Raw genomic sequence first — 25,968 nt, forward strand, 5'->3', positions numbered from 1 at the left:
TAGGAAAGCTCGCTTCGGAAGCATAGGCTCTCCGGATTTATACCACTGAAGGTGGTTAAAATAAAATAAATCTGGGGACAACAGCGGCCGAAAGTCCAAACATTCTCCGCAGTTACGACAATTACCAAACATCTTTTGAATCAAAGCTATTCATTCAAATCTGGACGGCTACCGGTAACCAGGTAAACTACGCTTTCGCCAATGTTAGTGGCGTGATCGCCAATCCGTTCGATATAACGGCCTACCAGCGTCAATAACATAGCTTGGGATACGGTTTCCGGCTTTGTTACCATATAAGAATACAACTCATTGATCATCGCACCATACAATTGATCGACCTGATCATCATCCTGAGCCATTTTATAAGCCAGATCAGTATTCTCATCCAGGTAAGATTGAATGGCCTCATCGATCATAATCGTCACGATTTCAGCCATGCGAGGAATGTCAACAAGCGGCTTAATCAGCGTTTGTCCTTGAAGACGCATGGTCGCTTTTGCTACATCAAGCGCCAGATCACCCATACGTTCCAAATCGCTTGATATTTTAAAGGCAACGATAATGCGGCGCAAATCCTTAGCTACAGGCTGCTGAGTAATAATTAAGCGTGAGCCAATTTCCATGATTTTATCTTCCATGGCATTCAACTGTAGATCCGCTTCAACAACTTCTTGTGCGAGCGTTGTATCTAGATTTTGTAATGCCTTAATTGCGCCTTCAAGAGCATCCTTAACATGCTCACCCATCTGCTGCAGCAGACTGCGCAGTTCTTCCAAGTCTTTATCAAATTCTTTTCTGCGAATCATAATAAGAGCGATCCTCCTCATTAACGTATGGTCAGCTTGCCATTTCCAGGGACGAACACCCTTTTAAATCTGATCAGCCGAAACGTCCGGAAATATAATCTTCAGTGCGGGAATCTTTAGGGTTCGAGAAAAGCACCTCTGTGTCCGCCGCCTCTACAATTACACCATTTAAGAAAAACACGGTTCGACCGGATACACGTGCGGCCTGATGCATGTTATGAGTTACCATAACAATGGTATACTCACTTCTTAGTTCCTGAACAAGCTCTTCTATCTTGAGAGTGGATACAGGGTCGAGGGCAGAGGTTGCCTCATCCATTAGGAGAATATCAGGCTGTACCGCTAACGCTCTAGCAATACAAAGCCGCTGCTGCTGTCCACCAGACAAGCTAAGGGCAGATTTCTTCAGAAAATCTTTCACTTCCTCCCATAGGGCGGAGTGACGCAAGCTTTTTTCTACGATCTCATCCAGTTCACTTTTGGAACGGATGCCGTGTAAACGGGGACCGTAAGCTACATTGTCGTAAATCGACTTAGGAAAAGGATTCGGCTGTTGAAACACCATACCGACCTGCTTACGCAGGCTTTCCACCTCTACCTCATCACTATAAATATTTTTGCCACCGATGTTTACAGTTCCTTCTATACGTGTGCCAGGAATCATATCATTCATACGATTCAATGTGCGAAGCAACGTGGATTTCCCACAACCGGAAGGTCCAATAAAAGCGGTAACCTGTTTCTCCGGGATTTGCAGATTCACATTCTTCAGTGCGTGGAACGACTCATAGTAGAGATCAAGATTCTCTATGTCAATGATGGATTTCATTAGTGTTTACGTCTCCTTCTCATCATCTTCGATCTCCATGATAAGCTTTTAGTGTAAATACAGTTGGAGAGAAATGTTAACGCAATGTAAAATCAGTGAGATGAATGGGTCCACATCACAGTATTTCCCCAGAAGCCAACTAGTACTCCGAGCATTTCTTATTTATGAAAAGTATAGAAAAAATAGAACTCCAGTCACTCTAAATGACCGGAGCTCTTTTTTTATTAACCACTAATTTATAGCCTACGCCTCGAATCGAATCGATATGAACGGATTCTGGATCCAGCTCAAGCTTTTTACGAAGTGAACTCACATGCACGTCCACCGTACGCTGCCCGCCAATATAATCAAAGCCCCATACAGCATTCATGAGATCATCTCTCGTCAACACAACTCCTGGCTTACGAGCCAAATATAATAGCACTTCGAACTCTTTTGGCCGCAAATTAATACTATGACCACCGAGGGAGACTTCATATCTCTCAGGGTAAATCTCTAATTGACCTAAAATAATGGTAGAAGCAGAGATAGGTGTTTCTGTCGGTGCTTCCTCAGCAAGTCCAGAAATCCTCCGAAGTACAGCACTTACTCTAGCGAGCAGTTCAGAGACGCCGAATGGTTTGGTTATATAATCATCAGCTCCTGATTTCAGCCCTCTAACTACATCTTCTTCCGCATTTTTGGCGGTCAACACAATAATAGGTGTACGGATACCTTGTCCACGCAATTTATCAAGGATGTCTATGCCATTCATACCTGGCAACATCAGATCTAATACGATCAAGTCAAAAGGTTCCCTCGTCGCACGATCATATCCTGCCGTACCATGATCCTCTACTGTTACCTCGTAACCTTCCTGCGTTAAGTTATAGGACAGCAGCCGGGCCAGTGTCGGTTCGTCTTCAATGACAAGCAATCGTTGAGCCATAGGTTCCCCCGTCTTCCATTTAGTTTGATTTTTACAAAACAACAACAAAACAATCATATCACCACAATGTTAACTCGGTGTAAAATCGATGAGGTGAATTCACAAAAATCTAATCCACCTTTTCTTCCTGCAAGAGCGGCAACTCAATAATAAATGAACTTCCGATCCCCAGATCACTTTTAACCGAAATCACACCATGGTGCAAATCAATCAAGTGCTTCACAATAGACAGTCCCAGCCCCGTTCCACCGGAGCTTCTGGATCTTGCCTTATCCACTCGATAAAAACGTTCAAAAATACGCGGCAGATCCTTTTTGGGAATTCCCATCCCTGTATCGGTAACGGTAAATTGGACATTCTCAGAACCATCTGGCTTCAGTATATTCTTAACATAGACTTTTACGCTACCCCCTTCATGCGTGTAATTAATCGCATTGGAGAGCAAATTCATAAAAATTTGACGTAGTTTATCTTCATCGGCCTCAATGAACAGCTCCTCAGGAACCTCTACGTTAAGACTAATACTTTTCTTCTCAGCCACTTTGCTAATGGTTCCCAGCACGGAATCAAAGAATTCAATGATGTGAACAGGAGAGCAATCGAGTTGCACACGTTTAGATTCGATTTTAGATAATTCAAGAATATCTCCAATCAAGCGATTTAAGCGTTCGTTCTCATCATAAATAATTTGCAAGAAGGAACGGGCGGTCTTCTCATCCTTAACCCCACCACCCAGCAAGGTCTCAGCAAATCCTTTAACAGCGGCAACCGGCGTCTTCAATTCATGGGATACGTTAGCGACAAATTCACTTCGCATCCGCTCCAGGCGACGAATCTCTGTTACTTCCTGCAGCAGGAAGAGCATGCCTCTATACGTCCCATCCTGGATCATAGGCACTGCGTCCATGCGTACAATCCGCTCTCTCGGATTGTAAATACTTCGTTCTTCATGGAGCGGTTCTTTATTCGATACCCCTTCTTCAAGCAGCCGCGTTAACTCATAATGACGCTTTAGCTCCTTGTACGAATGACCCGCCATTTCACTGTTGCTAACATCCAGCATCCGCTCTGAGGCTCGGTTCAGCAGGGCAATTTCTTCGTCCGCATTGATCATTATAATGCCGCCAGTCATATTGTCCAGTACGCTTTGCAGCAAATCCTCATTATCACGAATGGTCTTAAGCTGAGCTTGAAGACTGTCAGCCATGGCATTTATCGCTGTTGCCAGTTGCCCGACCTCATCTTTACGCTTCAAATGGACTCTTGCATCATAATCAAGATCTGTAATACGCCGCGCAACTCTCGTGATTTGTTCAAGCGGTGAAGTCATACTAGATGCCACTTTGTAGCTGACAATAGTTGCTGCCAGGAACAAAATAACTAACCCCCCAGCCATAATCATCCAAGCACGGTTCAGTCCTTCCGCTACTGCATCCAGTCCCATCGAGACCCGAATGTAACCATCAAAACCTTGATTTGAAGTCACTCGCTCTGCTACATATAACATCTCGCGATCTAAAGTTTCGCTGTAACGAATGGCTCGGCCAGTCCCCTCTTTAGCCGCAACAATCTCCTCTTCACGATTAGCGTGATTGTCCATCTCCAGAGGATTTTTCTCTGAATCCCCTAAAACTTTACCTGACTTACTGATAAAAGTAATCCGGGAATCCAGAAGCTCGGCGACATGCTCTGCCTGCTCCGTGTAATACGGAATGGCATTGGTGGCGTTCATATCTACAAATTCCAATGTGCCTGCGAGTAGATTTATTTCCCGGGACATGTTCTCTTCGAGAGCAGCTATATGGGAGCTCTTAAACAGATGAGCCATCGTAAATCCAGTGCCAATCATGGAAATACCGATTAAGGCCATAAGTATAAACGTAAGACGAGCGCGAAACGGTTTCATCTGAAGTGTGCCTCTCCCTTTTTCATTGTATCTTTTATCCTAACTTCATTTTCATCAAAAAACCAGTGCAACTATTTTCGTGACATAAATCCCTACTATAATAGATTATATAAAAATAACAGCCCAAGTTGATTATCTCTGGACTGTTACTTTGTATTACTTTTGTAAAATATTATGATTTCATTCTATACAGGTTGCAAGAAACCACTGATTGCCCTGAGTATCTCTAATCCCCGCTCCTCTTTCCCCATAAGGCTTATCCAATGGTTCTTCAATGATGGATGCCCCGGCATCCAAGCACTTACGAAAGGTCTCATCCACATTTCTTACGTATAGATGAATAGCGAGCTGTACGGGTGAATATTTCTCATTCGCTTCGGAAACCTCAATAATCGAATCTCCTATTCTAAGTTCTGCATGTCTAATCTTGCCTTCATCATTCCGCAGCATATCATTAATTCTTGCATCAAAGCAGTTCACAACAAAATCAATCAATTGATCTGCATCAGCCACAATGAAATACGGAGTAACGTTAAGAAGACCATTTCTAATATAATGTGGTACCATTCGTAAACCTCCTTTAGACAAGCATAAACACCTTCGACGTCACTATCATATGGACACTAAGTGATTACACGAGGAATATAAGGATAAATTATAGCGCGGAACATATAAATTCTTATATTTTTGATAAAACCGGAGAAAAAGCCATAGCAGCGGATGTCCCCACTTTATGACTAATTCACCGGACTGTACCTGACTTATTTAAATACAGGTTCTTTAAACTGAGTTAATTTTGCTGCGGAATCTTTCTCTACATCTGCGTGCAGACTGTTGCCATGGGCATCCATCGTTACAATAGCAGCAAAACCATCCACATCCAAATGCCACATTGCTTCAGGAATGCCAAATTCCATAAAATCAACAGCATTTACCTTCTTGATGCATTCCGCATAATACTGTGCGGCGCCGCCAATTGCATTGAGATATACGCCCCCGTGCTCCTGAAGAGCTTTTAACGTTTTTGGACCCATTCCACCTTTTCCGATGACGGCACGAATTCCAAATTTTTTGATAATATCGCCTTGATAGGGCTCTTCACGGATACTAGTAGTCGGACCCGCTGCTTTAACATGCCAGCCTTCCTCGTCCTTCATCATTACAGGACCACAGTGATAGATAACTGCACCGTTCAAATCCACCGGAGCCTCATGATCCATTAGATATTTATGAAGTGCATCGCGGCCCGTATGCATTTCGCCGGATAAAATTACTACATCCCCAACTCGTAAACTACGAATATCTTCTTCACTAATCGGTGTAGTCAGGCGGACTTCGCGAGATCCAGTAGCTGCATTATCTTCACTTGCATCTGCCACCTCCGTTTCCGACGCCTGGTCCCGTCCATCATCAACCGAAATCCCTGTACCACTCTCGTACAGCCAGTCCTCTATATTGCCCGTTGACGGGTCAACCAGCACGCCTTGGCGTCGGAAAGCCCAGCAGTTGTAGGCAACAGATACGAAAAAGCTGGCTGGTAAACGATTCATAACGCCGATCTTACAACCAAGCAGCGAAACTTCCCCACCAAAGCCCATCGTTCCAATACCCAGCTTATTGGCGTTTTCCATGATGTAGTCTTCCAGCTTGTTGAGATCCTCTATTGGATTAACATCCTCCACTTTGCGGAACAACTGCTTCTTAGCCAGCTCATAGCCAGTTGTTCGGTCACCGCCGATACCAACACCAATAAAACCAGCGCTACATCCTTGCCCTTGTGCCTGATAAACAGCATGTAAAATACATTTACGAATTCCGTCCAGATCACGGCCTGCCTTGCCCAATCCTTCTAATTCTGCTGGAAGGCTGTATTGAATATTCTTATTCTCGCAGCCGCCACCCTTCAGAATCAGTCTGACATCTATTTTTTCCTCTTCCCATTGTTCAAAATGAATGACCGGTGTACCTGCTCCCAAATTATCTCCGCTGTTCTCACCTGTCAGTGAATCTACAGAATTTGGACGAAGCTTGCCATTCTTAGTTGCCCGTACAATGGCGTTATGAATATCTTTTTTCATCTCAATCTGATTGACTCCCACAGGTGTGTGAATAATAAATGTAGGCATTCCCGTATCCTGACAGATCGGTGATACTTGCTGCTCAGCCATTCCGATATTTTGAGCAATCGTAGTTAACGCAAGACCTGACCGGGTAGCTCTGTCCTCTAGTGCGCGACCCTTGGCGACCGCCCGGCGTACATCACCCGGCAAGTTCGTGGACGTTTCAACAATTAGATTATAAATGCTGTCTTCAAAATGCTGCATATTCATTCAAGCTCCTCTCAGCAGATCCAGATTATCAAAAGTCTGATACAATTAGTATAATAATATCATACCTAGCAGCTCATGAAAGGGGTTACTTTAAAATTGAACTACCATTTTTCCGCCTATTTATACCGGCTTCAATATATTCAGCGCTGGAGCCTAATGCGCAGCACCGCACCTGAGAACGTTGCTGAGCATTCTTTTCATGTAGCTCTGCTCACACATATGCTCTGTTCTATTGGCAATATTCATTATGGACGTTCATTAAACGCCGAAAGAGCAGCAACTATGGCCCTGTTCCATGATGCCAGCGAAGTGTTCACGGGTGACATTGCCACACCAGTGAAATACAATAATCCTCGGCTACTTACCAGCTTCCGCGAAATGGAAAGAATTGCTGCGGAACGCTTGACCGGTATGATTCCTCCCGAGCTTCAGGGTATTTACACGCAGCTCATGCAGCCGGAAGACAGCTCTCCAGATTCAGAGGACGTTCTGCTCCACAGCTACGTTAAGGCTGCCGATCGATTGGATGCTTACCTAAAATGTGTCTGGGAGGTTGCTGCGGGCAACCGCGAATTCGCAGCGGCGAAGGAGCAGACGGTAGCAAAGCTGCGCGGGCTTGGCTTAGAGGAAGTGGATTATTTCCTAACTCATATGGCTCCAAGCTTTGAAATGTCTCTGGATGAACTCTCTAACGGAAACTAAAATCCCAAGATCAATACAAAAAGCTCTAATTCGGCTAACCCTGAATTAGAGCTTTCTGTATAAGAATCTAGGTTTGGTTGGCTGAGCATCTACCCGTTTACGACCTCGCCACCATTCACATGGATAACCTGTCCGGTCACATAACTCGAATCGTCGGAGGCTAGATACACATAAGCTGGAGCCAGCTCCTCCGGTTGTCCCGGTCGCTTCATAGGCTGTGTACCGCCGAACTCACTAACCTGCTGTGCATCAAAAGTAGATGGAATAAGCGGTGTCCAAATTGGCCCCGGAGCAACGCCATTTACCCGAATGCCCTTCTCTGCCAAATTCGTAGATAAGGAACGCGTGAAGCTCAGAATGGCTCCTTTCGTTGACGAATAGTCCAGTAATTGTGGACTACCACGATAAGCGGTAATAGAAGTCGTATTAATGATAGCAGATCCTGCTTTTAGATGAGGCATAGCCGCTTTGGTCAAATAAAACATTGCAAATATATTCGTACGAAATGTACGCTCTAGCTGCTCGGACGTAATATCCTCGATTTTAGCTTGTGGATGTTGCTCCGCCGCGTTATTGATGAGAATATCCAGTTTCCCGAGGCCCTCTACCGTTTGTTTAATGAGATCTTTACAGAAGGATTCCACACCAATATCTCCAGGAATCAGAATGCATTTGCGACCTTCCTGCTCCACCTGACGTTTCGTTTCCTCTGCATCAGAGTGTTCATTCAGATATGAAATAACTACATCAGCGCCTTCTTTTGCAAAAAGAACAGCTACTGCCCGTCCGATCCCGCTGTCTCCTCCAGTAATAAGTGCCGCCTTGCCCTGCAACTTACCTGCCGCCTTATAATTAGCCGGCTCATATTTCGGCAACGGCTTCATTTCGCTCTCAATCCCTGGTTGATGATGTTGTTCTTGCGGGGGTAAGGTTTTTGTAGATTGCTTGTTGTCTGACATAATCCCTAGCTCCTCTCGTGAAGCAATTGATAGTTAACTGATTGTCTTAGGATGGCTCAAGCGTATATGTTTATACGCTGGCTTTATCATTTTTTTCAAATTGCCGTATGGAAAGTTACTTACCACAATACAGATAGAATCAAACAATCCGAAGTTTTTTGAACACAAAAAACCCGCTCTCCTTTACGGAAGCGGGCTCATAGTCGTACAGATTAAATAATATCGTTAAATACCATGAAGAATACCATAAGCAGCAATGACACGGACAGCAGCGCACTAAGTGTACGCAATTTGCCTGTTTCTGCTTTGACGTCACGGTTCTCACGAATCCCAGCAGCAGCAAGACGCAGAGGCTTGCTCATAATACCACCAAGTGCAAACATAGCTAGCAGCAGGACAACAATAATAATCATCCAGGCTACAGAATAATCACCCTTGGTCATCATGTAACCACCTGTAAGCAGTTGAATCACCAAACCGTACTGTGCAAAGCGGTTAAATCCAGTAACTGCACTTAATGTACCTTCTTTTGCTGCAGGCGACAATTTCTCAGCACGACCGATGATGAAAGGCAGTACAAGGTAAAATCCTAGCGCCAGTGTCCCGATCATATGTAAGAAAAACAAAACATTCCAATCCATATCATATCTCCTCCAATTTAACTGTGATAATAGTTACATATAATTATACCCATAATATTAGAATAAGAAAAGCAACTTAGGTGTCCATTTTTTGAAGTTGTTGATATAAAAAAAGAGAGCGCCCTTAAGCCTTTTCACGGCGTTCGGGACCCTCCCTTTCTTCTGACACAATCTACACAGATAATATTGCAGTTACGCTACGTACGGACTCCGCGGACTTATCCAAAGCCACTTTCTCCTCAGCCGTAAGCTCCAGTTCAAAAACCTTCTCAATCCCATTCGCACCTAGAAGAGCTGGAACACCCAGAAATAGATTGTCATAACCATATTCGCCTTCAAGCAAGGCAATAACCGGAATGATCCGTTTCTTATCCTTCAAGATCGCTTCTGTCATTTGAACTAAAGAGGCAGCAGGAGCATAATACGCACTACCATTTCCTAAAAGGTCAACGATTTCCCCGCCACCCACACGTGTACGCTTCACAATCTCCTCGATACGATCCGCAGAAATCAATGTATCAATTGGAATGCCTCCGACACTAGAATAACGAACGAGCGGTACCATATCATTGCCGTGTCCGCCGATTACGAAACCACGTACATCTTCAACGGATACGTTCAGTTCTTGCGCAATAAAAGTGCAGTAACGGGCTGTATCCAGCACGCCGGATTGTCCGATTACTCGATTCTTCGGAAAGCCTAACGCTTCAAACGCAGCATAAGTCATCGCATCTACCGGGTTACTCAAAATGATTACGATAGATTCAGGAGCTACTTGCCTTACGTTCTCGCATACGGACTTCACAATCCCTGCATTGATATTCACAAGATCGTCGCGGCTCATCCCAGGTTTACGGGCAATCCCTGCAGTGATAATTACAATATCAGAATCTACAGCGTCTTCATAACTTGAGGTCCCTATAATATGACTGTCGAATCTCTGCACAGGACCAGCTTCTTGCATGTCAAGCGCCTTTCCCTTGGTTGGGTTCTCCATTTGTGGGATATCTAGCAGCACAACGTCACCAAGTTCCTTTTGAGCTAACATAAGAGCTGTAGTAGCGCCGGTAAAACCGGCACCTACCACTGTAATTTTATAACGCTTGATCGCCACAGATTCGCCTCCTAGAAATGATTAAGGTAAGGCTAATGTTATCTGGCAAATCTAACCTATAGGTGGTTAATAATTTCGTCTGCAAATGCGGAGCATTTCAGCTCAGTTGCACCTTCCATCAGACGGGCAAAGTCATAAGTCACGGTCTTATTGTTAATAGCAGTTTCCATACCTTTATAAATCAGGTCCGCTGCTTCCTGCCAGCCCAAGTGCTCCAAGAGCATTACGCCGGACAGAATAACAGAACCAGGATTCACAACGTCTTTGTCTGCATATTTAGGAGCTGTACCATGGGTAGCTTCAAAGATGGCGTGACCAGTAATGTAATTAATATTCGCTCCAGGAGCGATGCCGATGCCGCCGATTTGTGCAGCCAGTGCGTCGGACAGGTAATCCCCGTTCAGGTTCAACGTAGCAATAACATCGAAATCAGTTGGACGAGTCAGAACTTGTTGCAGCGCGATATCCGCAATTGCATCCTTGATAATGATCTTGCCAGCAGCTTCAGCATCCTTCTGAGCAGCATTAGCGGCAGCCTCACCGTCACGTTCCTTAATCACATCATATTGACTCCAAGTGAAGACCTTATCTCCGAACTCTTGCTCAGCTACTTCATAACCCCAGTTTTTGAAGGCACCTTCAGTGAACTTCATGATATTTCCTTTGTGAACAAGTGTTACGCTCTTACGTCCGTGCTTGATCGCATATTCAATGGCAGCTCGCACCAAACGTTTTGAACCTTCGGAGGATACCGGTTTAATACCAATACCAGAAGTTTCAGGGAAGCGGATTTTGTTAACTCCCATCTCTTTTTGCAGGAATTCGATGACTTTCTTCACTTCAGCAGAGCCTTCTTGATATTCAATCCCTGCATAGATATCCTCTGTATTCTCACGGAAAATAACCATATCCACCAGCTCAGGACGTTTAACAGGAGAAGGTACACCTTGGAAATAACGAACTGGACGCAGACATACGTACAAATCCAATTCTTGACGCAAAGCTACATTTAATGAACGAATACCGCCTCCGATTGGAGTAGTAAGTGGGCCCTTGATCGCCACAAAATATTCGCGGATAGCTTCGAGCGTATCATTTGGCAGCCATTCACCATATGTATTGAAAGCTTTTTCGCCAGCAAATACTTCGTACCAAGCGATTTGCTTAGTGCCACCATAAGCTTTAGATACTGCTGCATCAAGTACGCGCTTGGAAGCTTTCCAAATATCACGGCCTGTGCCGTCACCCTCGATAAAAGGAATGATTGGATGATTAGGAACTTGTAGTTTTCCTTCTTTAATCGTGATTTGTTCGCCTTCTGTAGGTAGATCGAATTTTTCTAGTTTCAACATTTGAGTGTATTCCTCCTAAAGTTTTGTGGGATTTAAATAGCATTGACAAGCATCGAACAAAACTCTCGTCAAAATTAAAAATATAAATTTAAAATACTATGGCTAGGGTTCATTCTACTAAACTTTAGGAGCAGCCTGCAAGGCTGCTCTGCTATCTTTCATCTACTGGAACGTATTTCTGTTCGACCATACCCGTGTATTCTGCACGTGGACGAATAATGCGGTTATCAGTATATTGCTCCAGAATATGTGCAGTCCAACCTGAAGTCCGGCTAATTGCAAAAATAGGAGTGAACAGTTCACGATCTATGCCAAGCTGTGTATAGACAGAAGCCGAATAGAAATCAACATTAGGTCTTAATCCCTTTTGCCCGGTAATCAATTGTTCAATATTTACGGACATGTCGTACAGGGTGGTGTCATTTTTCATCGTGCCAAGCTCCAGCGACATTTTCATCAAATGCTTTGCACGTGGATCACCATTCTTATACACACGATGACCGAAGCCCATGATCTTCTCACGGTTATCCAGTTTCTTACGGATAAACGGTTCAACCGCTTCCAAACTTCCGATCTCTTCTAGCATCTTCATAACAGCTTCATTTGCCCCACCGTGAAGCGGGCCTTTGAGCGCACCAATAGCGGAGGTAACCCCAGAATAAATATCGGATAATGTCGCAACTGTAACCCGGCCAGCAAAAGTTGAAGCATTCAGCTCATGGTCCGCATGAAGAACAAGTGCGGTATCAAGTGCTTTGACAGATACGCTGTCCGGATCTTTTCCCCACAGCATATACAGGAAGTTCTCAGCAATAGAAACGCCTTCTTTCGGAGCCACTGGTTCGAGCCCTTTGCGAATACGCGACAGTGCCGCCACAATTGTCGGGAGTTGTGCCTGCAGTTTTACCGCCTTAATCTCGTTCGCTTCTCTGCTCATATCGTCCGCCGCTTCATCATAGAGAGCAAGGCTTGATACAGCCGACCGCAATGCTGCCATGGTGTTGGCGTCTTTTGGATAGAGCTTCATTTGCTCGATTACCTGTTCAGGAATCTGTGCGAAGGCACTAAGATCCCGCTTGAGCGCTTCCAGCTCTGGCACCGTCGGCAGACTGCCGAACCATAACAAATAAGCTGTTTCTTCGAAGGTAGCATGTTCTGCAAGTTCATCAATATCATAACCGCGGTAAGTGAGTACACCATCCACAATGGAGCTAATGGATGAAGTTGTTGCAACGATACCTTCCAAGCCTTTGGTAGCTGTCATAGCATATCTCTCCTTTGCCAACAAGGTATAAAAACAATCTTAGTTCCATGAAAACATTTCCAATTAAAAGCATTAAAAAATCTAATAAGTGCGTGTAAGAACATCTCCGTCAGGAATGCTGTATGACCAACTTACTTTTTATCTTTATTTATCATACTGGATTTTGTCGGTTATGTGAACAATGTGGAAGCTTTGCAGCGCATCAAATGATTTTATCAGAGAGATAGAAAAAAACTTCTAACCCCCTGATTCAATGATTCCATTTCAGTTTATAGTTGCCGGCCCAATCTAATATTTATCCCGCATTCTAGTCTTTAAATCGATCCTATGAATATATATGAAGACGAGCTCTTATTCCCCTGCCTGTGCAGGAATGAAGAAGGTGTGGTCTCGGTATGGATCGTTTGGTATTAAAAAGACTGCTGCGCGGCCTGTGGGTCGTTCTGGCAACTTCCATCCTCCTGCTCGCAATCTATTTATTACTTCCGCTGTTATACCCCTTGTTGCTTGCTTGGCTGCTCGCATATATCATGCATCCATTAGTGCTTATTCTTAAAGGCTTTAAATTACCAAGCTGGCTTGCGGTATCACTCGCGCTCCTATTTTACATAGGCGGAATCACACTAGTCTTAACCGCAATGATTACAAGACTCGTAAAAGAATTAATCGTCTTGCTGCAAACCTTTAATCTCCACACCGACCAATGGAAGGAACTTCTGATGTCCTTAAGCCAGAATGCAAGCATTCAGAATATCATCAACCAGATTAATCAATTTTACCAAGACAATCCTGACTATCATGCTACGATTGACAGCAATATCAGCAGAACAACGGAAACTGTAGGTTATGCAGTCACGCAAGTGGTCACGGGATTCTTTAATATAATATTGAAACTGATCTCCGCACTTCCTAGTATGGGTACAATTCTTATAGTGGTTGTCCTCGCTGCCTTTTTCATTAGTACGAGTTGGGAGCGTCATAATGATAAACTTACAGGCTGGCTGCCGACAGCATTCCTAAAGCCTGTGTCAGGTATCTGGAAAGATTTACGCAGAGCGCTCTTCGGTTATCTTCGCGCCCAGGTAATCCTGATCTCCATCACAGCGATCATTGTAGTCATCGGGCTGCTGCTGCTGGGTGTGAAGTCTGCATTCGCTATCGGCTTAATGATTGGCTTTGTGGATCTACTGCCTTATCTCGGTGTGGGAATTGTGATGCTGCCTTGGGCGCTATATTCTTATATGACGGACAATCTAGCGCTAGGGATAGGACTATCCATACTCTACGCTGTTATTCTTATTACCCGGCAGGTACTTGAGCCGAAAGTGCTCGCTAGCAGCATTGGACTTGATCCCCTTGCCATGTTGATTGGCATGTTCGCCGGTCTGCAGTTGTTCGGTATGCTAGGGCTGATCATCGGACCCGTTATCCTTGTAGTCCTTGTTGCCTTTAACCGAGCTGGCGTATTCCGAGCTTTACACAGCTACATTGTTAGCGGCAGATTAAGATAGGAACCGAAAGCATCGATTCGTAAAATAGCAAACAGAGCGGGCCCTTCAGCAATGACAGGGGTCCGCTCTGTTTATTGTTGTAAAAAAGATTACTAACGACGGTAAAAGGTGAAGGTGCCATTCTTCATCTTCTTCTCAATCCACTTCAGCAAAAATATACGGTACAAAGGCCGGGTCAATGGAAATACTAGCGTAAAACCGACAATATCGGTTACGAACCCTGGCAATATCAGTAGCAATCCTCCGAAAAAAATACATAAACCATCCAGCATCGTCCGTCCAGGAACGCGGCCCTCCTGCATATGTGTTCTGCTGTCCTGCAGCACTTTTTTACCTTCAAATCGCATCATTAGTAGACCGATTACTGAAGTGGTCAGCATAAGCAGCAACGTTTTAAATGCTCCAAGTTGATCTGCTACGTAGATAAAACCGAATAATTCCACAGCAGGAATAATAAATAGTCCAGCCCATAACCATTTGCTTCTAATCATACTGAACCCCCTTCTTCCCGCAGCGCCTCTTTTATTGCGTGAAAGAGCTCTGGAAGGGCTCTATCCAGCCTAGCAGGCCTCCATTCCTGGTTCACCCAAACATGACTTGTCGTGCCGGTAACCAGCAGTTCCCCAGGTGGATCCATCGACCGCAACTCCCCTAGAGTAGCCAATAAACCTTCTGAATTTCTACCTTCTTCTTCCGAGAGCCTCCGCACTTGATACTCAAATACGACTCGCAACGCTGAGAAGGTAGTCATTCGCGCATACACGGAGATAAGATCATCATATCGTGCCGGACTTTTAAATTGCAAATCTGCTGAGGTGACAGGAAGTAAGACGCCTTGTTTCTCAAGTTCGCGATAAGTAAAACCAACCTGACGAAACATCTCCGTACGACCAGACTCAAACCAGTTCAAATAATTCGCATGATATACGACACCCATCTGATCACTTTCCTGATAGCGAACACGCAGGGTCGACTTATACCATCGGCTGGGCAATCCAGCTCTTTCTAATTCCATCTATTAATACTCCTTTCAGCATAGCAGCAGGGGAGCGTTTAAGCCTGGACCCCGCCTGAAGATAGCGTCGTCGATAATTTGCGCCGAGAGCTTCTGGCAACATAGAACAGCAGCATTGCTCCTGCGATAGAGCTCAACATACAAGACAGATTCATTACTTCTACACCGCCTTGATTGAGCAAGAATCCATTCAGTAAATTACCGACAATGCCAGAAAAACCTGCAAACACCATATTAAATACACTTTGGCCAGTAGCCTGCATCTCGTTAGACGTGATCTGAGATACATATTCGACTGCAGCAATATAAAAGAACCCAAATGAAAGACCATGCAGCACTTGCACTCCGATCATTACAGATGGATAAGGAAAAGCAACCTGAATACCCCACCGCAAAACATAAATAAGAGCCCCAAGGAGCAAGGTCCGCTCCCGACCCAACCTCTTAATCACCTTAGAAGCAAACAGCATGGAAGGCACATTCGTCACCGATGCGAGAAAGAGCGCAATCCCTGCATAACGCGTAGACCCACCAACTGATTGAAAAGCGATTACAAAGTATGTACCAAAAGCAGCCATCGTCTGGTTCACAAGAAAGCTCCCACCCAAAAACGCAAGGAAAACCCGATTCCCCAGCAGTTGTCTTACCCCCTGAGTAAACGATTGCCTCATCATATGATTCTCTTCCGCCTGCTTCGGCAATGTAAACGCAATAAGGACTGCAATCAGATTAAAAAAGAGAAAAGGCAGCCATATCGTGGATACAGAGAAGGTAGAAACGTATACCCCTCCTGCATAAGCTCCCAGAGCCGCTCCAATGCTCATCATAAGCCGGATGCTACCGTAAGTGGCTCCAGCTCTATTCGCCGCCGAGATCGCGTAAGAATCAGCTATAGGAGCCTGTGTAGAGGAGAAGATCGTTGAAGCGGTATAGACCATTAGAAGCACTATAAAATATTCGGAACGGTAAAAGACAGCTAATAAAGCTGGAACCGCCACACTTAGGATTAGTACTAAACGCGTCTGATTATACCGATCAGAGATAATCCCCCACATCGGCTGAATGGTGATTGCAACTAGTGTGCCTGTTGCCATTAGTATACCTATCTGTCCACTATTAAGTCCATTATGGACCAGCAGCAGCGAAAGATAAGAGCCAAATGAACCGCCGGCCAATCCTAAAAACAGATAAAAGCCGCGCAGCTTCGATAATTTTTCCATTTATACTATGAGTCCTCCAGCTTTATATTTTTATATTTTAACAGAACACCCGTACTTCATATGTAATCATCGCATTTAATATAGCAGTACTATAAAAGGCGGTGGACAAGTTGAGCACAAAATATAATTCTCTCATGGTAAATCATCCTTGTCTAACAGACAAATCTAATGCGAGCAATAAACAAAGCTCTGCCTTTGGCTGGTCTTCTAAGAATTGGAGTGGTTACACTGTTACTGGTAGAAAAGGGGCATTCAATCGCATTTCTGGTGAATGGATCGTCCCATATATAAAACCAACCCACAAATCTACCTATTCCTCCGCATGGATTGGCATCGACGGCTTCAAGAACAGCAGCCTTATCCAGACGGGAACAGGTCATGAATTCGTAAATGGGAATGCCCGTTATTACGCCTGGTGGGAAATACTACCTGACGCTGAGACCGTAATCCCTTTTCCAGTATACCCTGGAGATCATATGAAAGGTACTATCACAAAAATAAGCCATACGAAGTGGTCTATCACACTCCGGAATTTAAGCCGAAATTGGACCTTCCGAACGCTTCAGCGATATACTGGTCCACAGACCTCCGGCGAATGGATTATGGAGGCTCCCGAGGTCGATGGTTCCATCGCAAAGCTGGCCCGCGTTGGTACTACCTATTTCAACTGCTGCCGAATCAATGGAAAACGACCTAGGTTAACTCTTTCAAATGGAGGGATCATGGTCCAGAATAACACCACCGTTGCGGTTCCTTCCAGTCCAAGCCCTCGAGGGGACTCTTTTAGCGTCAAACGTATATACTAACAGCATAAATGGATTAAGTACAAAAAAAGAGCTGCCTCATTTGTAGATTTTCACTACATCTGAGACAGCTCTTTTATTTAAAGAAATATAAGTTTCACACTATACATTATCCTTATATTTCTCACATAAACGCTTACCGTCCTTTAGGGACGCCAACCGCGTTTTGGCTTAGCTAAGTAAAAACTATGAATCAGGCAAAGCACTGTCGAGTACTACTCGATTGTGCTTACTTTTACCAAGTTAGTGGAACCGGAACGTCCAAGTGGAATTCCTGCAGTAATCACAACTAGGTCGCCAGCTTGAACCAGACCGGAATCCTTACCACCTTGGATTGCTGTTTCAAGCAATTCATCTGTGGAAGTAGCTACTTTACCGAATACTGGCGTTACGCCCCAAACGAGGGACAATTGACGCATAGTTCTTTCTTGTGTTGTAACAGCAATGATTGGTGCTTTAGGACGGTATTTGGAAACAACGCGTGCAGTATGACCTGTAACAGTCGAAGAAAGAATAGCCTTAGCGTTCAAATCCAAAGCGGAAATAGCAACGGATTGGCTAATAGCTTCTGTAACTGTAGTTTCTTGTGCAGTTTGTTGTTTCGAGAAAATTTCATGATGATCCAAAGCGGACTCCGCTTTCTCAGCAATACGGGACATTGTAAGAACGGATTCTACTGGATATTTACCAGCAGCAGTTTCTCCGGAAAGCATGATTGCATCTGTTCCGTCGAAAATAGCGTTTGCTACGTCACTTGCTTCAGCACGAGTAGGACGTGGGTTACGTTGCATCGAATCCAGCATTTGTGTAGCTGTGATTACTGGTTTGCCAGCAACGTTACATTTTTGAATCATCAATTTTTGAGCCAAAGGTACATCTTCAGCTGGAATTTCAACACCAAGGTCACCACGAGCAACCATCAGGCCATCGGAAGCTTCTAAAATTTCATCAAGGTTGTCAACACCTTGTTGGTTTTCGATTTTGGAAATGATTTGAATGTGAGAAGCGTTGTTTTTCGAAAGCAGCTCACGAATTTCCTGAACGTCGCTAGCTTTGCGAACGAAGGAAGCGGCGATAAAATCGATGTCCTGTTCGATACCAAAAAGAATATCGTTGGTGTCTTTTTCCGTAATACCCGGCAAGGAGATGTTTACTCCTGGTACGTTAACGCCCTTCTTGCTCTTGATCGTACCACCGTTTACAATACGGGTCTTGATTTCAGTTCCTTGAATGTCGACAACTGTCAAACCAATCAGACCGTCATCAATAAGGATGGTGGAGCCTACTTGAACATCATTAGGAAGCTCGCTGTACGTGATGGAAATACGTTCTTGGGTGCCAAGGATTTCTTCCGTAGTTAGTGTCAGGTACTCGTCCTGAACTAGTTCAATCGGTTCTACTTCCAACTTGCCTGTGCGAATCTCCGGTCCTTTTGTATCGAGCAGGATAGCTACAGTTTTGTTCAGTTCCTTAGATGCTTGACGGATCGTTTTAATCCGAGCACCATGCTCTTCAAAATCGCCGTGGGAGAAATTCAAACGGGCCACATTCATTCCAGCCAAAATCAATTTTTTGATATTCTCCAACGATTCACTCGCAGGTCCGATCGTACATACAATTTTACTTTTCCGCATTAGGTTTTCCTCCGTTTTTTCGTTCTCTCTGTCTCACTTTTTCCAACTACAAAATCTACTACAAGGCTAACTAATTAAATAGGAACTTTGTCACATGTGCCTTTAACTACGCCCTTATGAATATTACTGCAACTTAGACACAAAATCAATGTTGTAGGCTCTTTTAGAGTAATTTGAGCTCGAATTATCTGTATGCACAAAAAAAATTAAAATAATCCCGAAATTACGTCGAGATTATTTTAATTCCAATAAAATCTATAATTTACACGAAATTGAATATGGTCCACTAAGTATGGTTATATGTCTTAAAGTGCAAATGGAAACACTCTTTTTACACTTCAGTTTCCACTTCTTCTTCAAGGAAAATCTGCTCCTGCTGGACTTCAGCAAACTCACCTATTTTACGGAATTTACGATAACGATCTTCTTTCAATTCCGCTCTATCCAGAGGAATTAGCTCCTGCAAGTGACGCCATAACGCATCCTTAATCGCAGCTGCCGTAGCTTCGTAATCACGATGAGCGCCGCCTTTTGGCTCAGGAACAATCTCTTCAATGACTTCCATTTCAAGCAGATCAGATGCCGTTATCTTCATGGCCTCCGCAGCTTGATCAGCCTTCGAAGCATCCTTCCATAGAATCGATGCCGCACCGTTAGGGGATATCACCGAATAAATGGCATGCTCCAGCATAAGCACTCTATTACCAACTGCCAGTGCTAGTGCGCCACCACTTCCGCCTTCACCAATAACCACACAGATTACAGGGACACCAAACTGAGACATCTCGCGTAAATTACGGGCAATTGCTTCAGATTGTCCTCTTTCCTCAGCTGTATTGCCTGGATATGCACCTTTCGTATCCACGAAGGTTATAATGGGACGATTGAACTTGTCCGCTTGCTGCATCAAACGCAGTGACTTACGGAAGCCCTCAGGGTGTGCACTGCCGAAAAAGCGTAAAATATTCTCTTTCGTATCCTTACCGCGCTGCTGGCCAATGACCGTAACCGGGACGCCGTTAAGCTTGGCGATACCGCCTACAATAGCAAGATCATCCCCAAACATTCGATCCCCGTGAAGCTCAATAAAATCTGTGAAGATCTGCCCCATAAGATCAAGAGAAGTCGGACGTCCCTGATGTCTGGCAAGATGCATTTTTTGTGAAGGGGAGATATTAGAATAAACTTCCTCCTCAAGCACACGGTACCGTTCTTCCAGTCTTGCTACCTCATCCGTAAAATCAATACTCTTCTCTTCGCCGAACTGCTTTAGCTCGGCAATTTTCTTGCGCATTTCAACCAGAGGCATTTCAAAAGGCAACTCTCCTGCCAACCTAAAATCCCCCTTTCACATCATGCAATTCCAAAATTTTGGTCAGTGTGGCGCGCATTTCTTTACGATGCACAACCATATCAATCAAGCCATGCTGCAGATTAAATTCAGCCGTCTGGAAATCATCCGGAAGCTTCTGGCGAATCGTCTGTTCAATGACTATACGTCCTGCGAAACCGAATACCGCCCCAGGCTCAGCAATAATAATATCGCCCAGACTGGCAAAACTCGCAGATACTCCGCCAGTTGTTGGATCCGTAATTATAGAAATATAAAGGCCGCCCACTTCGTTGAAACGAGCAAGCGCTGCACTTGTCTTCGCCATTTGCATAAGACTTAGAATACTCTCCTGCATTCTTGCTCCACCAGAAGTAGAGAAAATAAGGAGTGGAAGCTGCTTCTCCGTGGCTTCTTCAATCGCCCGGGTAATCTTCTCACCGACTACAGATCCCATACTGCCGGAGAAAAATTCGAAATTCATCACAGCTACAATCACTGGATGTCCGCCAATAGATCCCTGCCCCGTAATCACCGCATCAGTTTGTCCCGATTTCAGTTGCTGTTGCTCCAGTTTAGAGGCATAACCCGGGAATTTCAGCGGATCTATAGAATACATTTCACTATCAAACTCGATAAAGCCCTCTGGGTCTAACGTCATAGCAATACGCTCAACGGCGTTCAAGCGCAAATGATGACCACAAGTAGGACATACTTTAAGATTCTTTTCCAATTCCTTGCTATACTGGATCGTTCCGCATTTATTACATTTACTCATTAATCCTTCTGGAATTTCCCGTTTGGGGCGTTCGCCTTCTGCAGGCACGCCGCTTCGCTCCAGACGTTCTGAAGGAATAGTCGCGTACTTCCGTTTCTTCTGAAATAAATCTTTGAACACACCCGCACCTCTTCAGCCGTTTATTTGCGTTATGCAGCTTGCCGCTGTCATGACTTTTCTCTTGATAGAAATTCAGGGATGCAGAATAAGATTAAGGACTTCCTGTACTTCCTCCAGTTCACCCGAAGGAACCAATATCTCAAACTGCTGCTTGGACATATTGATTGGACGGCATTTTACTAAAAAACCTTCTTCAGTCAGCTTACTCTTAATCATATCCGCCACTTTGGCGGTCGGCGCGATATATATTACCGTCCACATGCCTTGCAAGGCCTCCCCAATCTTAATTCCCAGCCGTATCCCGTATAATGGAATTATGATAACACAGTTTTCTTTTTTCCCGCAACAGGCGTAGGGCAAAGGAAGCAAGACTGAGGAACTCGTTCAATCGAAATGAATCGGGTCATTTATTCCGTGTCCGTGACTAGAGGATATACTTTTGCCCCTTCCTGCCGATGAGCGATTCTAGCAGAAGCAGCTGCAGCGATACCCGCTACTAAGTCATCCAGGAACACGTGAATCCTCCCCTTATCATCGTTCAATTCACCAATGATTCCAAGCTTTATTTTGTCCAAGTACCCAAATCCTGTAAGTCCGATCATCCCATATACCCCTGTGATGCCAAGGGCTAGAGTCTCGTCCGCTCCATAAAGTGATTCATCCGCTTCCATTACTGCCTGAAGCGGCTGCGGAAGCAGTCTCTTCTCGGCCAGTTCATCAAGTGCGATCCCCGTCATTAACGTGTACTGCACTTCTCTTTTTCCCAATACAGATTTCACACTGGAAAGGCATTCTTCCTTGGATAAACCGGGGTAATAGACCGATTGTAAAATATATACGATTTCAGCAATGGAAGAAAGTGATACGCCTCTACGTTCCAACAGATCAACTGCCATTTGATAGGACATGATGTGATTCCCCTTTCCGCCCAGGGATTCGCCCTGTGGTTTCCTAATGTATGCGGAAAAGGGTGGAATTGTTCTTATTTTATTCTTACAGTACCTGTCCCGAGCATAGACTCGATAGCTGCGATTAGCTCTTCTGAAGGCTTAATCCGATAGTTATCACTAAGGGCCAGGAGCTTCTGATCCCGTTCGTAGAACAGAATCGTCGCTACTGGGCCTGGATGATTCTGCAGCAGCTCCTTCAGATGCGACAGCTGCGCAGCATTCTCGGCGGCCGGCGTGATCTTGATAAAGACACGCTGGCCTGAGCCCGGCGCTGGCGCAGCGGCCGGTGCAGGTGTTGCAGGCGCAGCTGCGGCGCCTGCAGGTCTGCCAGCGGGGCCAGTAGCAGCCCCGCCGGCCCGCGAAGCAGGAGCTGCGCCGCGTGGCGGTGCTCCTGCTGAGGCCGAGCGTCCCGCGCTATACGAGCGGGATGCGGCGGTACTACGGCGCTGCAGCAGGGCGCGGAGAGTCTCCGCGGATAGCAGCGCCACTTCCTCGGCCAGCAGCTTGAAGCCTTCGTCCTCCTGCTGCACCTTGGCGCGCAAGGCCAGCAGCGCGCCCTTGGCAATCAAGCTGCGGCTTCGCTTCCACACCTCGGGGAAGAGCACGACTTCGCAGCGCTCGATCTGATCTTCCCATTCGATGAAAGCCATCGATTTTCCTTGCTTCGTCGTAATTTCCTTAACGGAAACAACCATGCCGGCCGTAACCGTCTGACTCTCATCTGCGGCTTCACCAAGATCCATTAGCCGCTGTATACCCGGCTCCTCCAGCAGCTCAGCGCTATCATCGAGAGGATGACCTGATAGATACAGCCCCAGTAGTTCACGTTCCATCTCCAGCTGCTGTCCTACAGTGAACTTAGGGATATCCGGATACCGAATTTCCCAGTTCGGCGTCTCCACCAAATCGTCGAACAGCTGAATTTGCAGCTCATCTCGCTCTTTGCGCCATTTCAGTGCAGCGTCAACGGTCTCGTCCAACATAGCCAGCAGCTGGGCCCTATGACCCGGCAGACAGTCAAAAGCTCCTGCCTGCAGCAAAGACTCCACTACCCGCTTGTTGCAGACCCGCAGATCCACACGTCGACAGAAATCGAGCAGGCTGTCGAATGGCCGCTCCTTGCGGACCGACATAATATTCTCCACTGCTAGCGTGCCGACGTTCTTAATCGCTGCGAGCCCAAAGCGGATATGCCCTGTTCCCGTTTCCTCTCCTGGAACAGGGGTAAACAGTACGCCGCTCTCGTTCACATCCGGCGGCAACACGCCGATGCCCGTGCGGCGGCAGTCCAATACATATTCTGCCACCTTACGGTGAGTACCCATCACAGCGGTCAGCATAGATGCCATAAACTGCACCGGATAATGCGCCTTAAGATAAGCCGTCTGAAAAGCCAGCACGCCATATGCCGCCGCATGCGCTCGGGGGAAGCCGTAATCGGCAAACCTTACGATCATATCATAGACGGCATTGGCATCCGTTTCGTTATAGCCTTGCTGCAAGCTCCCCTGTACAAAATGGCTGCGTTCCTTATCCAGCGTCTCGCGCTTCTTCTTAGAGACTGCTCGGCGGAGCAAATCCGCTTCCCCAAGGGAGAATCCAGCCATAAGCGAAGCAATCTGCATGATCTGTTCCTGATACACAATAATTCCATAGGTATCCGCTAATATAGATTTCAAATCAGGATGCGGATACTCTACTTCGATTTGACCGTGCTTACCTGCTATAAATTTCGGGATAAACTCCATCGGACCCGGACGATATAGCGCTAGAACGGATACGATATCTTCAAAGCCATTTGGCTTCAAATCCTTAAGCACACGTCTTACACCCGCCGACTCCAACTGAAAGACCCCAGTCGTCTCACCAGCACCTAGCATTTCATACGTGAGCGGATCATGATCTGGTATGATTTTAAAATCTGGAACACTGCCACTCATTTCTTTAATCGAATTCATACAGCGCTCAATAATAGACAAGGTGCGCAGTCCCAGAAAATCCATTTTCAGCAGCCCAACACTCTCCAAATGCTCCATAGAGTATTGAGTTAACGCTGTACTTTCATTGCCCTCTTGAAGGGGCACAGCATCAGTTAGAGGTCCCTTGGAAATAACAACCCCGGCAGCATGTGTCGAAGCATGACGAGGCATACCTTCCACTTTCATTGCCATATCCAGCAAGCCTTTGATCTTAGGATTACTGTCATACAGCGCTTTAAGGTCTGGAGTAGTCTCTAGTGCTCTTGCAAGGCTGATTCCTAGTTGTCCTGGGATGAGCTTCGCAGCTTTGTCTACCTCGTTATAAGGTAAATTCAGCACCCTGCCCACATCACGAACCGCAGCCCGTGCAGCCATGGTTCCGAACGTAATGATCTGCGCCACATGTTCTTTGCCGTATTTCTCCACCACATAAGCGATAACCTCATCACGACGCTCATCACTAAAATCGATATCAATATCCGGCATCGTGATCCGCTCTGGATTTAAGAAACGTTCAAAGAGCAAGTTATACTTAAGCGGATCTACATCCGTGATTCGTAGGGAGTAAGCGGTAAGACTCCCCGCCGAAGAACCCCGGCCCGGCCCGGTAGCAATCCCCTGGCGATGACAATAAGCGATAAAATCCCACACAATTAGAAAATAATCGCTAAAACCCATACTCTCGATAACGCCAAGCTCATAGGCAAGACGCTTTTCAGCGGTCTCCCTTTGTTCAGGCGATGCCCAAAGCGGTGTGTCTATATACCGTTCTTCAAGCCCTTTAAAGCACAACTCCCGCAAATAAGCAGCGGAGTCCTTACCTTCTGGAATTGGTGAATAGGCAGGCAGAATATGCTGGCCAAAGGTAAGCTCCAAATTACATTTTTCTGCGATTACCAGCGTATTGCTGATAGCTTCAGGCACATGCGGAAACAATACCGCCATTTGTTCACTACTTTTTAGAAACAGCTGATCTGTTCCGATCTTGAGCCGTTCCTCATCATCCACCGTTTTACCTGTTCCAATACAGATCAGAACATCCTGTACCTCAGCATCTTCCTTGGCTAAATAATGAACGTCATTCGTAGCTACAAGTGGGATCTCACAGGCCTTGGCAAGTGCGATCAGCTTCGGATTTACTCGCTTTTGCTCGGAAATTCCGTGATCTTGAAGCTCCAGGTAGAAGTCTTCGCCAAAAATCTCTTTATATCGCAGCGCAGCCTTTCGCGCCTCGTCATCTCTTCCATGCAACAGATGCTGCGGTACTTCGCCGCCTAGACATGCACTGAGGCATATGATCCCCTCCGAATGAGCGGCCAGAACCTCCATATCAATACGAGGTTTATAATGATGACCTTCCAGATGGCCGATAGAAATCAGCTTCATCAGGTTCTTGTAGCCGGTTTCATTCTTGACGAGCAGAATCAGGTGATAAATCGGTTGATCTTTACGACTGCCTCGCTCACGGCGAGAGCCCGCGGTTAAATAAGCTTCACAGCCGATAATCGGCTTGATTCCATTCTCTTTACACGCTTTATAAAAGGGGATCGCCCCATACATCACTCCATGATCCGTAAGCGCCAGCGACTTCATGCCGTATTCGCCGGCCCGGCGCACGAGATCGGTAATGCGCGCCGCCCCGTCCAGTAAACTGTATTCGCTGTGCACATGCAAATGCACGAAAGGGCTCATCATCCCACTTCCTTTCTACTACAAAAATCAAACATAAATAGTTGTTCAAAAAGTCCGCTTTTGATCACTTAGCAACCCAAGAAGCTTACTCGACATCGAATATTG

23 protein-coding genes are annotated in these 25,968 nt (G+C 45.5%); 3 read left to right on the forward strand and 20 right to left on the reverse strand.

What is annotated here, in order from left to right; genetic code table 11:
• Window positions 1-146: 146 nt before the first annotated feature.
• The 6 genes from phoU to CA598_RS25545 form a co-directional block, all read right to left on the reverse strand.
• Window positions 147-806 carry a phosphate signaling complex protein PhoU gene (gene phoU, locus CA598_RS25520; protein WP_094874024.1) on the reverse strand — a complete coding sequence of 220 codons (660 nt, stop codon included), beginning with the start codon at window positions 804-806 and terminating at the stop codon, window positions 147-149.
• A 73-nt stretch (window positions 807-879) separates the two neighbouring features.
• Window positions 880-1,635 carry a phosphate ABC transporter ATP-binding protein PstB gene (pstB, locus tag CA598_RS25525; RefSeq protein ID WP_042186541.1) on the reverse strand — a complete coding sequence of 252 codons (756 nt, stop codon included), beginning with the start codon at window positions 1,633-1,635 and terminating at the stop codon, window positions 880-882.
• 199 nt (window positions 1,636-1,834) lie between these two features.
• Window positions 1,835-2,563 carry a response regulator transcription factor gene (locus CA598_RS25530; RefSeq protein ID WP_042125998.1) on the reverse strand — a complete coding sequence of 243 codons (729 nt, stop codon included), beginning with the start codon at window positions 2,561-2,563 and terminating at the stop codon, window positions 1,835-1,837.
• Window positions 2,564-2,672: 109 nt separating this feature from the next.
• Window positions 2,673-4,469, reverse strand: coding sequence for a two-component system histidine kinase PnpS (gene pnpS, locus CA598_RS25535; RefSeq protein ID WP_094878342.1), 1,797 nt, complete (start codon window positions 4,467-4,469; stop codon window positions 2,673-2,675).
• 180 nt (window positions 4,470-4,649) lie between these two features.
• Window positions 4,650-5,036 carry a VOC family protein gene (locus tag CA598_RS25540; RefSeq protein WP_094874022.1) on the reverse strand — a complete coding sequence of 129 codons (387 nt, stop codon included), beginning with the start codon at window positions 5,034-5,036 and terminating at the stop codon, window positions 4,650-4,652.
• Window positions 5,037-5,230: 194 nt separating this feature from the next.
• Entirely contained in the window at window positions 5,231-6,793 is a 1,563-nt protein-coding gene (locus tag CA598_RS25545; RefSeq protein WP_094878347.1) for a fumarate hydratase, read from the reverse strand.
• A gap of 102 nt (window positions 6,794-6,895) precedes the next feature.
• On the opposite strand from CA598_RS25545, the gene yfbR reads away from it, so the two are divergent.
• Window positions 6,896-7,501, forward strand: a complete 606-nt coding sequence (gene yfbR, locus CA598_RS25550) for a 5'-deoxynucleotidase (protein WP_094874021.1) — start codon at window positions 6,896-6,898, stop codon at window positions 7,499-7,501.
• An 89-nt stretch (window positions 7,502-7,590) separates the two neighbouring features.
• On the opposite strand, the gene CA598_RS25555 is transcribed toward yfbR, so the two are convergent.
• From CA598_RS25555 to CA598_RS25575, 5 genes are all read right to left on the reverse strand, one after another.
• Window positions 7,591-8,460: an SDR family oxidoreductase gene (locus CA598_RS25555; RefSeq protein ID WP_094874020.1), complete on the reverse strand. Its 870-nt coding sequence runs from the start codon at window positions 8,458-8,460 to the stop codon at window positions 7,591-7,593.
• 212 nt (window positions 8,461-8,672) lie between these two features.
• Complete coding sequence (locus tag CA598_RS25560) at window positions 8,673-9,101, reverse strand: hypothetical protein (protein WP_042125989.1); 429 nt, start codon at window positions 9,099-9,101, stop codon at window positions 8,673-8,675.
• Window positions 9,102-9,273: 172 nt separating this feature from the next.
• A complete protein-coding gene (gene mdh / locus CA598_RS25565) occupies window positions 9,274-10,215 on the reverse strand; it encodes a malate dehydrogenase (protein ID WP_094874019.1) in 942 nt (313 codons plus the stop codon).
• A gap of 56 nt (window positions 10,216-10,271) precedes the next feature.
• The gene (gene icd, locus CA598_RS25570; protein WP_094874018.1) at window positions 10,272-11,567 is read right to left on the reverse strand and encodes an NADP-dependent isocitrate dehydrogenase; all 1,296 of its coding nucleotides are present in this window, start codon (window positions 11,565-11,567) and stop codon (window positions 10,272-10,274) included.
• 151 nt (window positions 11,568-11,718) lie between these two features.
• Complete coding sequence (locus CA598_RS25575; RefSeq protein WP_094878343.1) at window positions 11,719-12,831, reverse strand: citrate/2-methylcitrate synthase; 1,113 nt, start codon at window positions 12,829-12,831, stop codon at window positions 11,719-11,721.
• Between the two features lie 395 nt (window positions 12,832-13,226).
• Between CA598_RS25575 and ytvI the strand changes: the two genes are divergently transcribed.
• Window positions 13,227-14,342 (forward strand): sporulation integral membrane protein YtvI, encoded by a 1,116-nt coding sequence (ytvI, locus tag CA598_RS25580; RefSeq protein ID WP_094874016.1) that lies wholly within the window; start codon window positions 13,227-13,229, stop codon window positions 14,340-14,342.
• A 92-nt stretch (window positions 14,343-14,434) separates the two neighbouring features.
• Here ytvI and CA598_RS25585 read toward each other — a convergent pair whose 3' ends face one another.
• The 3 genes from CA598_RS25585 to CA598_RS25595 are packed head-to-tail and all read right to left on the reverse strand — an operon-like array spanning window position 14,435 to window position 16,577.
• A complete protein-coding gene (locus CA598_RS25585; protein ID WP_042186523.1) occupies window positions 14,435-14,833 on the reverse strand; it encodes an FxsA family protein in 399 nt (132 codons plus the stop codon).
• Complete coding sequence (locus CA598_RS25590; protein ID WP_094878344.1) at window positions 14,830-15,357, reverse strand: acyl-CoA thioesterase; 528 nt, start codon at window positions 15,355-15,357, stop codon at window positions 14,830-14,832. The genes CA598_RS25585 and CA598_RS25590 overlap by 4 nt, the downstream gene beginning before the upstream one ends.
• Window positions 15,358-15,395: 38 nt before the next feature.
• Window positions 15,396-16,577 (reverse strand): MFS transporter, encoded by a 1,182-nt coding sequence (locus tag CA598_RS25595; RefSeq protein ID WP_094878345.1) that lies wholly within the window; start codon window positions 16,575-16,577, stop codon window positions 15,396-15,398.
• Between the two features lie 110 nt (window positions 16,578-16,687).
• Here CA598_RS25595 and CA598_RS25600 point away from each other — a divergent pair, with 110 nt between their 5' ends.
• On the forward strand, window positions 16,688-17,383 hold the full coding sequence (locus CA598_RS25600; protein WP_256990642.1) for a G1 family glutamic endopeptidase: 696 nt from the start codon (window positions 16,688-16,690) through the stop codon (window positions 17,381-17,383).
• 212 nt (window positions 17,384-17,595) lie between these two features.
• Here the strand turns inward: CA598_RS25600 and pyk are convergent, their stop codons facing one another.
• From pyk to CA598_RS25630, 6 genes are all read right to left on the reverse strand, one after another.
• Window positions 17,596-19,014, reverse strand: a complete 1,419-nt coding sequence (gene pyk / locus CA598_RS25605; protein WP_094874013.1) for a pyruvate kinase — start codon at window positions 19,012-19,014, stop codon at window positions 17,596-17,598.
• A gap of 331 nt (window positions 19,015-19,345) precedes the next feature.
• Complete coding sequence (locus CA598_RS25610) at window positions 19,346-20,347, reverse strand: acetyl-CoA carboxylase carboxyltransferase subunit alpha (protein ID WP_094874012.1); 1,002 nt, start codon at window positions 20,345-20,347, stop codon at window positions 19,346-19,348.
• 1 nt (window position 20,348) lies between these two features.
• A complete protein-coding gene (gene accD / locus CA598_RS25615) occupies window positions 20,349-21,242 on the reverse strand; it encodes an acetyl-CoA carboxylase, carboxyltransferase subunit beta (protein WP_042186509.1) in 894 nt (297 codons plus the stop codon).
• A gap of 72 nt (window positions 21,243-21,314) precedes the next feature.
• Window positions 21,315-21,503: a hypothetical protein gene (locus CA598_RS25620; protein ID WP_042125966.1), complete on the reverse strand. Its 189-nt coding sequence runs from the start codon at window positions 21,501-21,503 to the stop codon at window positions 21,315-21,317.
• A gap of 146 nt (window positions 21,504-21,649) precedes the next feature.
• Window positions 21,650-22,150 (reverse strand): phosphatidylglycerophosphatase A family protein, encoded by a 501-nt coding sequence (locus CA598_RS25625; protein ID WP_042186505.1) that lies wholly within the window; start codon window positions 22,148-22,150, stop codon window positions 21,650-21,652.
• A gap of 74 nt (window positions 22,151-22,224) precedes the next feature.
• Window positions 22,225-25,863 (reverse strand): DNA polymerase III subunit alpha, encoded by a 3,639-nt coding sequence (locus tag CA598_RS25630; protein WP_094878346.1) that lies wholly within the window; start codon window positions 25,861-25,863, stop codon window positions 22,225-22,227.
• Window positions 25,864-25,968 lie beyond the last annotated feature (105 nt).

It is taken from the genome of Paenibacillus sp. VTT E-133291 (assembly GCF_002264395.1).
In the GTDB taxonomy this organism is placed as follows: Bacteria; Bacillota; Bacilli; order Paenibacillales; family Paenibacillaceae; genus Paenibacillus_AQ; species Paenibacillus_AQ nitricinens.